Genomic DNA, 13,609 nt, shown 5'->3' with positions numbered 1-13,609 from the left:
CGTCGCGACCAGGTCGTGTGAACGGAACCGCAGGCTCAGCGAAGCTCGCCGGTGATGATCCACAGGTGGCCGAAGGGGTCACGGATGCGGCCCGAGCGCTTGCCGTAGGGCCGGTTCTCGATCGGCACGACCACCTCGGCGCCGTGGGCGATCATGCGTTCGCCGACCGCGTCCGGGTCGTCCACCTCGATCTCGAGCAGGACCGCGGAGCCGCCGAGATCACTCGGTGAGAGCCACCCCCACGGTGACGGGCGCCGACGGGGTCTTGAACATCTGGGAACGACCCGCGCCCGGCAGAGTCAGCCAGCCGGTCGCTACTGACTCAAGAGCTCCGCCACCTCCGCCTGGCCGGCGGACTGGGCCCACTCCAGCGGCGTGGCATCGTAATCGTGATCGCGTAGTGACCGGTCAGCTCCCAGCTCCAACAGCGCTCGTACCATCGGCAGGTGACCTGCCCGCGCCGCCTTGTGCAACGCCGCCGACGGAAGGCGTGCGTTCACGTCGAAGCCCAGCGCGCAGGCCAGCCGTACGGCAGGCACCCGGCCGTACTCCGCTGCCTTGATGAGCAGGTCCCGCCGTTTTGTCAGCAGGCGCCGGACCAGTGTGCGGTCGCCGCTCATCAGGCGTTCGAGCTCCCCGCGATCCCCTCGCATGACAGCCGCTTCCACGACATCCAGCCCACGTAGCGTGCCGGAGGCCTCCGCGTCGGCCAGGATCCGCGCGACCTCCGTATGCCCGCCCAGCAATGCCAGCTCCAGGGCCGTGTGCCCGCCGAAGGACGGGTGCCCGTCGCCCTTGGCGTCGGCGGGCGCGCCGTGCGCGAGCAGGCACCGTATCCGGCTTGCCCGGCCACGCGACGCGGCGGTCAGCAGCGTGTTCTTCAGCATGCGGGCCGGCGAGTCCTGCACCTGGCCCAGCCTGGCCCGCCAAGGCCCGCCGCCCCCGCGGCCGAGCCCGAACTCGAGCAGCAACTCCAGATAGCCGGTGTCATCACCCAGGAGTCCGCGGTTGTACAGGGCCTTGCCGTCGTTGGCGTCCGCCCCCGCCCTCAGCAGCACCCGGGCCAGCTCCAGGTCCCGCGGGTGCGGCGGTTGCCCCAGCTCTCCTCCGCCCAGCGCCCCGGCCAACGCGGTGAACGGCGGCGCCAGCCCTTCAGGCAGGTAGCCGGCATTCGGATCGGCGCCCGCCGTCAGCAGGACCAGCGCCGTCCCCACGGCGTCGGCCTGCGTCACCCGTGAACAGGTCAGGTACAGCAGCGGCTGCCAGCCGAACGGGCCGCCGTGTGCCCGGGCCGACGCGGGATCGGCCGCCACCGCGCGTGCCACCCCGGCGGCGTCGCCGACCGCCGCCATCGTCCACACCGACGCGTCGCCTGTCTGCGGATGGGCGGCCAGCAGCCGCGCCGCGGCCTCGGTGCTCGCGGGTGCGTGGTAGGTCAGGCAGGCCAGCCGCAAGAACTCAGTCGCGGAGTCGGCCGACGGGCCCACCTCGTGTGGCCGGCGCGCGAACTCGCCCACCATCGCCAAGTGCGCGCGCAGCTGCGGCCAGCTCGTGAAGCCGTACTTGCGGGCCACCACCAGTTGGGCGCCGGCCAACCGCAGTTCGGACAGCTCTCCTGGATACCACCCGCCCGCCGTCGCGAGCGCGCGGATCTCGCCCGTACGTACGCCGCGCAGCAGTTGCTTGGCCTCGTTCTTCAGGTGGTCGAGACTGGGGTTTTCGGGCAGACGGTTGGTCACGAAGACCTCCCTTTCGGATATGCCCGACGTCCGCATCTTCGGGCCGAAAAGGAGGAATGACGCAAGAAACGTACTGAGGATCGAGTGGGCTGAGCCCTTCCCGCGGACCGGTCGCGCCCCGAAACGCGAACCTGAGGGTAACCCAATCGCCGCCTGCTTTCAAAGGGTTCTAACCCCGCACGGCCAGGCATTCGGCGCGCAGCCACTCGGTGGGCGTACACCCGGCCATGGCCCGCCACTCCCGGGTGAGGTGCGCCTGATCGGCGAATCCCGGCCGAGCAGCTGAGCGGCCTCCTGCACTCGGGTGGTCCCGGACGGGGCCGCGAGCGTGGTCCGCAGTTTGTCGTGATTGGCCGGTTCGCGGTGCCGGGCCAGGCCGGTGAGCAGGGAGTGTTCGACGAGGGCGCGACGTTGCGGCCAGAACCGGCAGGCCGTCAGACGCTCGGGCAGGTCCGCCATCGCCGGGACGACGTCGGCGAGGTCGGCGATGTGCCCGGCCAGCGCCGACGCCGGGACTCCCAGCAGCGCGCCGGCACCCATCGGGCTGAGCGTCAACCACACGCCGCGCGTACACCCTTCTTGCCGCAGCTCAGCCGCGTTCAGATGGAGCCCGGCCACAACAGCCCGGAGCCGTCTGCGCGAGCCGGGCCGCCCGACCCACGCGATCTCGAGCGAGTCCTCCTCGGGGATCGTGATCGACACCGTGGAGGAGGGAAGCCCGCGATGAACGCCGGCCGAGCCGGGCCCAAGATCGTACGCATCCAGCCTCGCCACGAACGGCGCCAGGGCGGCGGACAGTTGATCGGCAGGCGCGCTCACCCTGTCACAGTATGGGGGCTGGGAGTGCTTGCGCAGGATGGTCACGACCGGGTCAGAGTGATCGCCAAGACCGGGCAGATCTGCTCGGCCTCACGAACATCATCGTGCGTTCGCGGGGCCGGGCTCTCGTTCAGCAGCACGACGATGCGCGGATCGCGGCCAATTGCCGCGAAACCGGCGCCTGCTCGCTGCGGCGGCTCAGCTCCGGCGGCGGATCGAACGGGCATCCCGCCGCACGGGCCATCGGGAACGACAAGGTGTCCGTCATGACATCTCCTTCGCATCGAACACGGTCACGGTGCGCGCTGATACAGAACGGCTACGGCTCGCCGCTCGCGCGGTGAAGGCGCCGACCGCGCAGATGATCGCGAATCCGAACAGCGTGTAGCGGGCCGAGTCGAGCATCGAGCGGCCGCCTAGGTTGACCAGGACGCCGGCGACCGCCGTACCGAACGCGATCGACAAGCTCGTCACCGTGGCGATCGCGGCGGCCGCCCGCCGTCCCTCCTCCGGATCCTGGGTGCTGGACATCACCGCGACGGCCAGGTGCGGATAGGCCAGCCCGATGCCGGCACCCGCGACGAACAACACCGGCACCCAGACGACCACCAGCCAGACCGGCGCGTCCTGGCGCTGCAGCAGCCCCTGAACGAGGAAGCCGAGCGCCAGCAGCAGCGGCCCGATGATCCGCAACCGGCGAATCGTCCGCTCCTTGACCGCCGACGAGCTGACCAACTGGGTCGACGACCACCCCAGCGAGATCGCCGCCCCGAAGAACCCGGCCACGACCGGGGCCAGCCCGCCCAACCGCTGACCGAACAGCGGCACGAACGACTCCACCGCCACGCCGAAGGCCAGCAGCGCCAGTGTCAGATACACCCATTTCAACGGCGAACCCGGCTGGTAGGTCGTACGCGGGAAGACTCGCACCTCGCTCCGCCGCTCATGGACGACGAATCCGGCCACCAGCAGCAGCGCCACCACGATGCCGGACGCGATGGCCATGGCGCCGGGCAGCACCCCCGCCAGACTGACCGCCGCCGTGGCCGCGGTGACCAGTAGCAGCGACACAAGCGGGACGGGTGCCCGTGCATCGCCGCGTTCGCCACGCGGCAGCACCCGCGGGACGAACAGGCCGCACACCGCCGCGATCACCGCCATCGCCACGAACGCCGGCCGCCACGCGCCGAACTGAGCGAACAGGCCGCCAAGCGCCGGACCGACGAAGTTGCCGACGCCGTACATCGCCGACATCAGCGCATTGCCGCGCGCCCACAGCCGCTCCGGCAGAGCCGACCGAACGGCGGCGAAGCCTAACCCGGACAGCAGCCCCGCCCCCAACCCCTGGACGGCGCGGCCGACCAGCAGCAGCGGCATCACCGGACTCACCGCGCAGGCCAGCGAGCCCACCAGGAACGCGCCGAAGCCGAGCAGGTAGGCACCCACGTTGCCCCAGCGGCCCGAGAGCTGACTGACCAGCATCGTCGCGACCACCATGGCGACCAGGTAGATCGTCATGTTCCACGCGTAGAAGCCGCTGCCGCCGATGTCGGCCACCACGGTCGGCAGCAGGCTGGAGGCCAGATAGATGTTGACCGCGCCGACCAGCACCCCGACGGCCGGCACGATCGCCGCGCCGGCATGCTCCGGGCCCAGCAACTCCCGCCACGACGCCGTCACCGCCGTCCGCTTGCCGGACGCGGCGCGCCGTTCCGCGAGGTCGGGCCCGCCCGCGATGGCGGTCGCTTCGTTGTTGTCATGAACACTCATGACGTCAAGCCTGTCGTTGAACAAGTCCCGGAGACTTCTGGCCTTCTGCCACAGGACGGCCGACGAAAAGTCTCAAACCGGGGTGGAATCCCGCCTTGCTCGCCTCCCAAGCACTCGGGCCGGTCATGTCAGTCGAGCAGGGAGACAAGCGCGGTCATAGCCCTCGGCCATGTGGGACGCGCCCTCGACGTGGCGGGCCAGAGTGTGGGCGATCTCGCCGTCACGCCGCAAGGCCGCGTAGAACGGCCGGAACGCTCGTAGTCAGCACGTGTCCGAGAGGGACGATGTCCTGCACCTGGTGATGATCTCGGCCGTGGTGCTGCGGAACAGTTCGCGGTCGTGGGGTGTGAGCTGCGAGGTGAGACGGCCCAGTTCCGTGCTCACCTCGGTGTGGAAGGCGATCGCCGCCTGGCGGCCGGCGTCGGTCAGCGTCACCCGCACCGCGCGCCGGTCGCCGGGTACCGATGATCGCTGGGCGAGGCCGCGCCGTTCGGCACGGTTCATGAGGCCGGTGAGCGCGGCCTTCTCCACGCCGAAGCAGCGGGCGAGTTCGGCCATGCCTCTGGGGCCGCCGAGCAGGACGCACAGGAGCTTGGCCTGGACGGGGGTCAGATCGTGGCGTTCGGAGATGCGTGTGTAGATGCCCTGTACCAGCCCGGTGAGCTGCACCAGCCCGGTGACGACGTCCATCTGCGCGTCGTGCGCGCCATCCGTGATTACGCACCCCTGCTCGGCGACCACCGCCGTGGCCACCATCGCTTGCGCCGTCTCATCCACGGCACTACGGTACAGTACGCATATAGTTAATGGAGCATACAGTCTGTGGTGTTAACTTTCGCCGCCGTGCGCGGATCATCACATGAGGAGGCCCCAGGTGTCTTTCAACGAAGAAGAGCTCGCCTACCTGCGATCCCAGCGACTGGTCCGGCTCGCCACCGTCTCGGCCGACGATCAGCCGGACGTGGTGCCGGTGGGGTTCGAGTTCGACGGCACGTACCTGTACGTGGGCGGCTTCGATCCAGACAAGACGCGGAAATTCCGCAACGTGCGGGACGGGAACACCAAGGTCGCGCTCGTCATCGACGACCTGCCGTCGGCGGATCCGTGGACGCCGCGCTACCTGCGGATCTACGGCGACGCCGAACTCGTCGAACGCCCTGGCCAGTTCGGGCCCGCGTCCTACATGCGGATCACCCCCGCCGTGTCGTGGAGCTTCAACCTGGAGGGGCTGCCGTTCACCCATGACAGCGAGGTCCACGTCCAGCGCACCGTGCATCAAGCCCCGGGCGCGCAGCCGGACAACTCCGGTGCGGGCCACCCATCGTAAAAAGCCGACGTTCGCCACCGTCTCGCCGAGCGGCACGGCGCTCGTGAACCGACGCTCGGTGAGACGGTGGCGGCGGGATCATCACACGTCGGTGATGCGGATTCCCGCGTGTGCCTTGTGGCGGCGGTTGATCGCGATCAGGTTGGCGGTCAGCGCCTCCACCTGGTGGGCGTTGCGCAGCCGCCCGCCGTACACGCCCCGCATGCCCGGCACCGCGTCGGCCAGCGCGCGCACCAGGTCGGTGGCCTCGCGATCGTCGCCCAGCACGAGCACGTCGGTGCGCAGTTCGGGGATCGACAGGTCGGCGAGGTGCACCGCCGACACGTGGTGGAACGCGGCCGTCACCCGGGACTCCGGCAGCAGCTTCTCGGCCTGCTGAGCGGCGCTCCCCTCCTCGACGGGGAGCGCGAACGGGCCCTGCTTGTCGAAGCCGAGCGGGTTCACGCAGTCGATGACGATCTTGCCGGCGAGCTGGTCCCGCAGCGAGGCCAGCAGCTCACCGTGGCCCTCCCATGGCACCGCTACGAGCACCACGTCCGCCATGGCGGCCGTGTCCTGGTTGTCCATGCCGGTCACGCCGTCACCCAGTTCGGCGGCGGCCGCCTCGGCGCGCTCGGCACTTCGCGAGCCGATGATCACCTTGATGCCGGCCGCGGCCCAGCGCAGTGCGAGGCCCTTTCCCTGTGGGCCGGTGCCGCCGAGCACGCCCACGGTCACACCTGTCACGTCGATCAACGTTTCCTCCTGTGGTTAATCGGTCATTCGCTCATCCGCTGGATGCGGCGGTCGTACGGGCGAGGGTGAACTTGCCGAGTCCGATTCCGGCCGCGACGGCGAGATCGGACTCGGTGTCCACGTCGCAGCGCAGTGACGCCAGCGATCCGCCGACCCGCACGGCGCCGGTGGCGACGTGCGCGTCGGCGGAGCGCCGGCCGAAGCGCGGGCGGAGCGGCTCCCCGGGTGCGGCCAGCAGCAGCGTGGTCCCGGTGCCCGGCCGGTCCGCACAGTACGCCCGCCGCCCGGCGGCCTCCTCGATCGCCGCGGACAGGTCCGCCGGGCGTAGCGCGGGCAGATCGGCCTGCAGCGCGCCGACCGTGCTGTTCGGCGCGCACAGGTACTCCGCGGCGAACGCCAGGGCCGCGTTCAGGCCGGGAAGGCCGCGTTCGTCGACGCACTCCACGCCGGTGCCGGCCAGTGCCGCCGGGATCCGCTCGTCCTCGCAGACCACGAGGACCCGCCGCACCCCGCCGGCCTGCGCGGCCGCTGTCACGGTGTCCAGCAGCAGCGCCAGCACGAGATCGGCGTGCTCGGACGCCGGCACGGCGCCGCGCAGCCGCGACTTCGCCCGGTCCAGTCTCTTGATCGGGACGACCAGGTCCACTTCATACCCCACCCGAAGTCACCCCCTGACCAGCGGTAGCAGGTTCGGCCGCCAAACGCCGTCGTGCTCGCGGCCCGCCGCCAGGCGTTCCGCGGAGACCTCGCCGTACGTGGTCGTTCGCTGGCGGGCCGGGCGGCCGGCGGCGTGCGCCAGGGCCGTGAGGTCGGCGATCGTCTTGTAGCTGCCGTTCTCCGAGCCCGCCATGCGGCTGATGGTCTCCTCCATCAGCGTGCCGCCCAGGTCGTTCACGCCGCCGCGGAGCACGTCGACCACCCCCGCCGGGCCCAGTTTCACCCAACTCGTCTGGATGTTCGGGATCCGGCCGTGCAGCAGCAGCCGGGCCAGGGCGTGCACGGCCCGGTTCTCCACGTGCGTGGGGCCTGGGCGGGCGATGCCGGCCAGGTAGAGCGGTGCGTTCGTGTGGACGAAGGGCAGCAGCACGAACTCGGTGAACCCACCCGTTCGCGCCTGGAGGTCTCTGATCAGCTTGATGTGGGCCACCCAGTGCGCCGGGTTGTCGACGTGGCCGTACATCATCGTCGACGTCGTCGGGAGGCCCAGCTCGTGGGCCGTGGTCACGACCTCGATCCAGGACGCCGTCGGAAGCTTGCCCTTGGTCAGGATCCAGCGGACGTCGTCGTCGAGGATCTCGGCCGCGGTGCCGGGCAGGGAGTCCACCCCGGCCTCCTTCGCCGCGGTCAGCCAGTCGCGAATGGAGAGGTTGGTGCGCGATGCGCCGTTCACCACCTCCATGGGGGAGAAGGCGTGCACGTGCAGCCCCGGCGCGCGCTTCTTCACCTCGGCGGCGAGGTCGAAATACGCCGTTCCGGGCAGGTCGGGGTGGATGCCGCCCTGCATGCACACCTCGGTCGCGCCGACCGACCACGCCTGCTCCGCCCGCTGCCCGACCTGCTCCAGCGACAGCGTGTACGCGTCGCTGTCCGTGCGCCTCTGCGCGAACGCGCAGAACCGGCAGCCGGTGTAGCAGACGTTGGTGAAGTTGATGTTCCGCGTGACCACATAGGTCACCTCGTCGCCGACGGTGCTCCTGCGGACGTCGTCGGCCAGCGCGGCGAGCGCCGAGATCTCGGGGCCCTCGCCGGCCGACAGCAGCATGAGGCTGTCCTCGTCGGACAGGCCACTCGGGTCGGACTCGGCACGCAGCAGCGCGGCGGAGAACTCCCGGCGAATCCCGCCTGCCGGGCCGGACGACCTCGCGGACGGCATCGCCGCCACCTGGTTCCGCAGGGTCTCCCAGTCCCCGTACACGGAGTCGAAGTCGTCTCGCCGATCCGACGTGCGGCCTTCGGTGTCGATCGACGCGTTCAGGTCGGTCCGCCCGGACGAGATCAGCGCGACCTCCGGCTCCTGCCACGGCAGCCCGACCGGCCGGACGTCCGGCGCGGCCAGACCTGTTGCCGGGTCGGCGAGCGCGGCGACGTGCGCGGCGACCCGTGGATCCAGCCACGGCTCCCCGCGAAGCACGTACTCCGGGTAGATCGGCAGCCGCTCCGCGAGCGAGAATCCCGCCCGCGCGGTGTGCTCGGCCAGCGTCTCCTCCTGCGGCCACGGCCGCTCGGGGTTCACGTGGTCGGGCGTCAGCGGCGACACCCCGCCCCAGTCGTCGATCCCCGCCCGCAGCAGCAGCTCGAACTCGCCGGCGATCAGGTTCGGTGGCGCCTGGATGCGCATCTTCGGCCCCAGCACCAGGCGGGCGACCGCGACCGTCGCGGCGAGCTCGTCGAGCGTGGCGTCGGCCAGGCCGGCCATCGCGGTGTCGGGCTTGGCGCGGAAGTTCTGCACGATGACTTCCTGGATGCCGCCGTACCGCCGGGCCACGTCGCGGATCGCGAACAGGGAGTCGACCCGCTCGGCGAGGGTCTCGCCGATGCCGATCAGGATCCCGGTGGTGAACGGCACCGAGCTGCGCCCGGCGTCCTCGAGCACGCGCAGCCGGACGGCCGGCTCCTTGTCGGGCGAGCCGTAGTGCGGGCCGCCCTTCTCCGACCACAGCCGGGTCGCGGTCGTCTCCAGCATCATGCCCATCGACGCCGACACCGGCTTGAGCCGCTGGAAGTCGGTCCAGGTCAGCACACCTGGGTTGAGGTGCGGCAGTACCCCGGTCTCCTCCAGCACCTTGATCGACATCGCCCGCACGTAGGAGAGCGTGTCCGGGTAACCGGCCTCTTCGAGCCACTCGCGGGCCGCGGTCCATCTGTCCTCCGGCCGGTCGCCGAGCGTGAACAGGACCTCCTTGCAGCCCAGCTCGGCGCCCCGCCGGACGATGTCGAGCACCTCGTCCTCGCTGAGGAACGCCGCCGGCGTCCGCCCAGGGACCGTGGCGAACGTGCAGTAATGGCAGCGGTCCCGGCAGAGCTTGGTCAGCGGCACGAACACGCTGCGGGAATAGGTGATCACCCCTGGCCGGCCCGCCTCGATGAGCCCGGCGTCGCGCACCCGGGACGCGGCGGCCAGCAACTGCTCCAGCTGGTCACCGCGGGCGTGCAGCAGCGTCTCGGCCTCGGTCCTGTCGAGGGTGACGCCGTCCCTGGCTCGACGCAGCGCCCGGCGGACGGCCGACTCGCCGGGCACGATACCCGGGCTCACAGCCACCCCTCCTGCTCGGTCCGCATGCCGTTGTCGGTGGACAAGCTCATGAATCTCCCCTGTGCGAATATAGTTAATGACATGTACAGTATGCGTCGATAACAATAGCGCTCACGAGAGAGCACCACATGCCGAAACTTCTTGTCATCGTCGGAAGCACGCGCCCCACCCGGGCGGCGGACCGTGTCCTGCCCTGGGTCCTGTCGCGGGTCCGTGCGCACGGCGGCTTCGAGGTCGAGCTCGCCGATCTGCGGGACTGGCCGCTGCCGATCTTCGCCGAGCACATGGGGACGATCGGCGACCTGAGCGACCCGACGTACTCCGAGCCGATCGTGCGGGCCTGGAACCAGAAGGTGAAGCAGGCCGACGCCTTCGTCGTCATCACCCCGGAGTACAACCACAGTGTTCCCGGCGGGCTGAAGAACGCCATCGACAGCGTGTGGATGTCGTTCGGGTTCCGCAACAAGCCGGTGGCGGCCGTCGGCTACAGCGGTGGCGTCGGGGGAGGGATCCGCGCGATCGAGCATCTGGCGCACATGTTCGTCGAGGCCGAGGCCGTTCCGCTGCGCAACACCGTGGTGATCCCGTACGTGCAGGCGGCCTTCGACGACCAGGACGAGCCGGTCAGCGCCGCGACGGACATCAGCCTGCAGATCACGCTCGACGACCTGGCCTGGTGGTCCTCCGTGCTGAACCAGGCCCGCACCGAAGGAGAGCTGATCCCCGGCGTCATCCGGGCCCGAGCCGCGATGGCCGCCGCCCAGGCATAGGAGGAAGCGACATGAGCTTCAACACACGTGCGGGAACGCGCGGCGCTCAAGGCGGATCCGCCGCAAGGGGGGCGGCACATTCCTGGGTTTCAATGCCCTGGTCCTGACGACCATCGGTGCCAAGAGCGGACTGAAGATAGCCGTGGTCGCCGAGCAGCTGCACGGGGTCGAGCGCGCGGACGCCTGGCAGCAGATCGTGGGCGCCGCGCCCCGCTTCGCCCAATATCAGGTAAAGACCGACCGGGAACTGCCGATCGTCCGCCTGGTTCCCCGATCCGGTCAGAGCACCGCGTGAACGCCGTATCCGGCGGGCACCAGCCGACGTGACCGTCGACCTCGACGACTTCCTCGAGGCCGATCGCGCGTTCCACACGGTGCTGGTGAAAGTCGCGGCGAATCCGATCCTGGACTCGGTGTACGGCTCTCTGCGCGACCGGCAGGGCCCCCAGAGCGCGGGAGGTGACGCCATCGAGATGAATCCCGGTTAGGCTCCACTCGACGCAGCCCGGATCCTTCCCTTGGGAGCTGCCATGGCGGGTGGGACGAACCAGCTCAATCTATGGGTGGTCGACGATTCGGCGGAGCCGCAGGAGCTGGATGAGCTGACCGCCACGCTCCGCGCCGAACTGCTCGACCTGGATGTCGTGGTCGGCCTCTCCCAGGCGGGCGCGACGCCGGAAGGCAGCAAGGCGATCCTGTCCTTCGCCATCGGCGGCCTGACGGTCGCGCTGGCGGGCACCGAGTTGCTCGGCGCCCTCGTGGACGCGGTGACCGCCTGGCTGACGCGGCACCGGGATCGTTCGGTGAAGATGAGCCTCGACGGCGACCTGCTCGAGGTGACGGGCGTGGCCTCGCCGGATCAGCGCCGGCTGATCGATGCGTGGCTGGCCCGCCGCCGTTCGCCGCAGGAGCTCACCGAGGCCACGCCCCGCGGCGGCCGGCGGGTGGCGCTGATCGTGGCCTGCGACGACTACCGCGACTCGGGGCTGCGCAAGCTGCGCGCGCCCGCCATGGACGCCGACGCGCTGACCCGGGTGCTGGGCGATCCGGCGATCGGCGATTTCGAGGTACGTACGCTGGTCAACGAGCCCACACCCGTCGTCACCGAGGCGATCGAGGGCTTCTTCGCCGACCGCGCCCCCGATGACCTGCTCCTGCTGCACTTTTCCGGGCACGGTGTGAAGGACGACAGTGGGCAGCTGTACTTCGCGACCTCCAGCACCAAGCTCAACCTGCTCGCCGCGACGGCGATCTCGGCCGGCTTCGTCAACCAGGCGATGAGCCGCAGCCGCTGCCGCCGCATCGTCCTGCTGCTCGACTGCTGTTACGCGGGTGCCTTCGCGCGCGGCGCGATGCCGCGGGCCGGGTTCAGTACGCACGTCGAGGACCAGTTCGGCGGCCGCGGTCGCATCGTCATCACCGCGTCCAACGCGCTGGAATACGCCTTCGACGGCATTGACCTGGCCGATGACCAGCAGCCCACTCCGTCCGTGTTCACCGGTGTGCTCGTCGAAGGGTTGGAGACCGGCGAGGCCGACCTCAATCAGGACGGGTACGTGGGCATCAACGAACTGTACGACTTCGTCTACGAACGGGTGCGAACGATCACCCCCAAGCAGACGCCGGGCAAGTGGACGTTCGAGGTACAAGGCGATCTGATCGTCGCCCGGCGCGCCCGCCCGGTCGAGCGGCCCAGCGAACTGCCCGCCGAGCTGCGCGAAACGCTCCATCATCCGCTTCCCACAGTGCGCGCCGCCATTGTCGGGGATCTGGAACGCCTGCTGCGCGGCCCACATGCGGGGCTCGCCCTGGCCGCGCGGATCGCCCTGCGGGAACTGGCCGACGACGACAGCCGCATGGTCTCCGCCGCCGCTGCCCAAGCTTTCGCCGGACTGGAAACCACCGCTCAACCCACCCTCCCCGCCGAGCCCGAACCTGCCGTTAAGCCCGAACCTGCCGTTAAGCCCAAACCCACGGCCGAGCCTGTCACCGAGTCCCAGCCCGCCTCTGCCACACCGGTCCAGCCTTCTACCCCGCCTCAAGCGACCAGCCCAGCTCAGCAGCCCGACACTCCGAAGGCACCTGCCATCACAGGTTCGATCGGCGTGACATGGCGGCGCTGGCGGTTACGGACCCGGATCGCCCTCCTGGCGGGGCTGGCAATGGCTGTGGCAGCGGCGGCCATCACCACCGTGATCATGAACGGATCAAAACACGACAGCGACAGCGGCAGCAGCAGGGGCGAGGCGCCGATGACGTCGGTGGCGTTCAGCCCGGATGGCAAGACCGTCGCGATGGCGAGCTACCTCAGAAGCGAGGTCTGGCTACGCGACGCGTCAACCGGAGCCGCCCTGTCCACGCTCACCTCCTCCGGCAACACCAATGGCCTCTACGGCCTGACCTTCAGCCCGGACGGCAAGAAGATCGCCGCGAGCCGCGGCGACAACTCGATCCACCTCTGGGACGCCCGCACCGGCGAATCGATCACCGATCTCACCGGTCACACCGAGGGCCCGCTGGTCAACGGCAGTCGTGCCAGTGTCGTCCGAGCCCTCGCCTTCAGCCCGGACGGCAAGACCCTCGCCAGCGGCGGCATCGATCAGACCATCCGCCTCTGGGACGTGGCAGGCGGCCGTACCCGAACCGTGATCACCGGTCACACGGGTGAGGTGTCGGCGCTGGCCTTCACACCCGACGGCAAGACCCTGGCCAGCGCCAGTGAGGACAGGACCATCGGCCTGTGGAACCCGGCGAACGGCCATGCCAGGAGCACCCTCACCGGCGCCCAGGACGGCATCCACTACCTGGCCATCAGCTCGGACGGGAAGACCCTGGCCGGCTCAAGCGGCGTCGCGTACACCATCCAGCTCTGGGACCTGACGACCCGTACCAGCAAGGACCTCAAGCCCGGACACACCGACGGGGTCGGCCCGCTGGCGTTCAGCCCGGACGGCACGACGCTGGCCACCGGCAGCTTCGACACGACGATCGTGCTGACGGATGTCGCCACCACGCGCCCGATCGGCACACTGACCGGACACAACGGTCAGATCGCCGCCCTGGCCTTCAGCCCGGACGGCAGGTCCTTGGTCAGCGGCTCCTTCGACGGTACGGCGCGCCTCTGGGATGTCGCGACCCGTCGCTCCCTCGCCACCATGGCCGTTTTGCCCACCCCGACCAGCTCCAGCAGCTGAGC

14 protein-coding genes are annotated in these 13,609 nt (G+C 70.1%); 5 read left to right on the top strand and 9 right to left on the bottom strand.

What is annotated here, in order from left to right; all coding sequences use genetic code 11:
* Positions 1-35 precede the first annotated feature (35 nt).
* The 6 genes from ACGFNP_RS49180 to ACGFNP_RS49155 form a co-directional block, all read right to left on the bottom strand.
* A complete protein-coding gene (locus ACGFNP_RS49180; RefSeq protein ID WP_358327907.1) occupies positions 36-200 on the bottom strand; it encodes a VOC family protein in 165 nt (54 codons plus the stop codon).
* A 114-nt stretch (positions 201-314) separates the two neighbouring features.
* Positions 315-1,739: an ankyrin repeat domain-containing protein gene (locus tag ACGFNP_RS49175; RefSeq protein WP_393330052.1), complete on the bottom strand. Its 1,425-nt coding sequence runs from the start codon at positions 1,737-1,739 to the stop codon at positions 315-317.
* Between the two features lie 159 nt (positions 1,740-1,898).
* Positions 1,899-2,558, bottom strand: a complete 660-nt coding sequence (locus ACGFNP_RS49170; protein ID WP_393330050.1) for a hypothetical protein — start codon at positions 2,556-2,558, stop codon at positions 1,899-1,901.
* 130 nt (positions 2,559-2,688) lie between these two features.
* Complete coding sequence (locus ACGFNP_RS49165) at positions 2,689-2,826, bottom strand: hypothetical protein (protein ID WP_358327824.1); 138 nt, start codon at positions 2,824-2,826, stop codon at positions 2,689-2,691.
* On the bottom strand, positions 2,823-4,328 hold the full coding sequence (locus ACGFNP_RS49160; RefSeq protein WP_393330048.1) for an MFS transporter: 1,506 nt from the start codon (positions 4,326-4,328) through the stop codon (positions 2,823-2,825). The genes ACGFNP_RS49165 and ACGFNP_RS49160 overlap by 4 nt, the downstream gene beginning before the upstream one ends.
* Before the next feature lie 261 nt (positions 4,329-4,589).
* Complete coding sequence (locus ACGFNP_RS49155) at positions 4,590-5,105, bottom strand: MarR family transcriptional regulator (RefSeq protein ID WP_358327820.1); 516 nt, start codon at positions 5,103-5,105, stop codon at positions 4,590-4,592.
* Positions 5,106-5,202: 97 nt separating this feature from the next.
* Here ACGFNP_RS49155 and ACGFNP_RS49150 point away from each other — a divergent pair, with 97 nt between their 5' ends.
* Positions 5,203-5,655, top strand: a complete 453-nt coding sequence (locus ACGFNP_RS49150) for a PPOX class F420-dependent oxidoreductase (RefSeq protein WP_393330046.1) — start codon at positions 5,203-5,205, stop codon at positions 5,653-5,655.
* An 81-nt stretch (positions 5,656-5,736) separates the two neighbouring features.
* Here the strand turns inward: ACGFNP_RS49150 and npdG are convergent, their stop codons facing one another.
* The 3 genes from npdG to ACGFNP_RS49135 are packed head-to-tail and all read right to left on the bottom strand — an operon-like array spanning position 5,737 to position 9,643.
* Entirely contained in the window at positions 5,737-6,390 is a 654-nt protein-coding gene (npdG, locus tag ACGFNP_RS49145) for an NADPH-dependent F420 reductase (RefSeq protein ID WP_358327816.1), read from the bottom strand.
* 31 nt (positions 6,391-6,421) lie between these two features.
* Positions 6,422-7,048 carry a 2-phospho-L-lactate guanylyltransferase gene (gene cofC, locus ACGFNP_RS49140; protein WP_393330044.1) on the bottom strand — a complete coding sequence of 209 codons (627 nt, stop codon included), beginning with the start codon at positions 7,046-7,048 and terminating at the stop codon, positions 6,422-6,424.
* A 6-nt stretch (positions 7,049-7,054) separates the two neighbouring features.
* Positions 7,055-9,643, bottom strand: coding sequence for a bifunctional FO biosynthesis protein CofGH (locus tag ACGFNP_RS49135; protein WP_393330043.1), 2,589 nt, complete (start codon positions 9,641-9,643; stop codon positions 7,055-7,057).
* A gap of 128 nt (positions 9,644-9,771) precedes the next feature.
* Between ACGFNP_RS49135 and ACGFNP_RS49130 the strand changes: the two genes are divergently transcribed.
* The 4 genes from ACGFNP_RS49130 (at position 9,772) to ACGFNP_RS49115 (ending at position 13,607) form a co-directional block, all read left to right on the top strand.
* Complete coding sequence (locus tag ACGFNP_RS49130) at positions 9,772-10,413, top strand: NADPH-dependent FMN reductase (protein ID WP_393330041.1); 642 nt, start codon at positions 9,772-9,774, stop codon at positions 10,411-10,413.
* Between the two features lie 142 nt (positions 10,414-10,555).
* Positions 10,556-10,708 (top strand): nitroreductase/quinone reductase family protein, encoded by a 153-nt coding sequence (locus tag ACGFNP_RS49125; RefSeq protein ID WP_358327806.1) that lies wholly within the window; start codon positions 10,556-10,558, stop codon positions 10,706-10,708.
* Positions 10,709-10,736: 28 nt separating this feature from the next.
* Positions 10,737-10,901 (top strand): FCD domain-containing protein, encoded by a 165-nt coding sequence (locus tag ACGFNP_RS49120; protein WP_393330039.1) that lies wholly within the window; start codon positions 10,737-10,739, stop codon positions 10,899-10,901.
* Between the two features lie 42 nt (positions 10,902-10,943).
* Complete coding sequence (locus tag ACGFNP_RS49115; RefSeq protein ID WP_393330037.1) at positions 10,944-13,607, top strand: caspase family protein; 2,664 nt, start codon at positions 10,944-10,946, stop codon at positions 13,605-13,607.
* Positions 13,608-13,609: the final 2 nt, after the last annotated feature.

Source organism: Nonomuraea sp. NPDC049269 (assembly GCF_043197155.1).
In the GTDB taxonomy this organism is placed as follows: Bacteria; Actinomycetota; Actinomycetes; order Streptosporangiales; family Streptosporangiaceae; genus Nonomuraea.
This window is presented reverse-complemented; position numbering and strand designations above follow the sequence as displayed.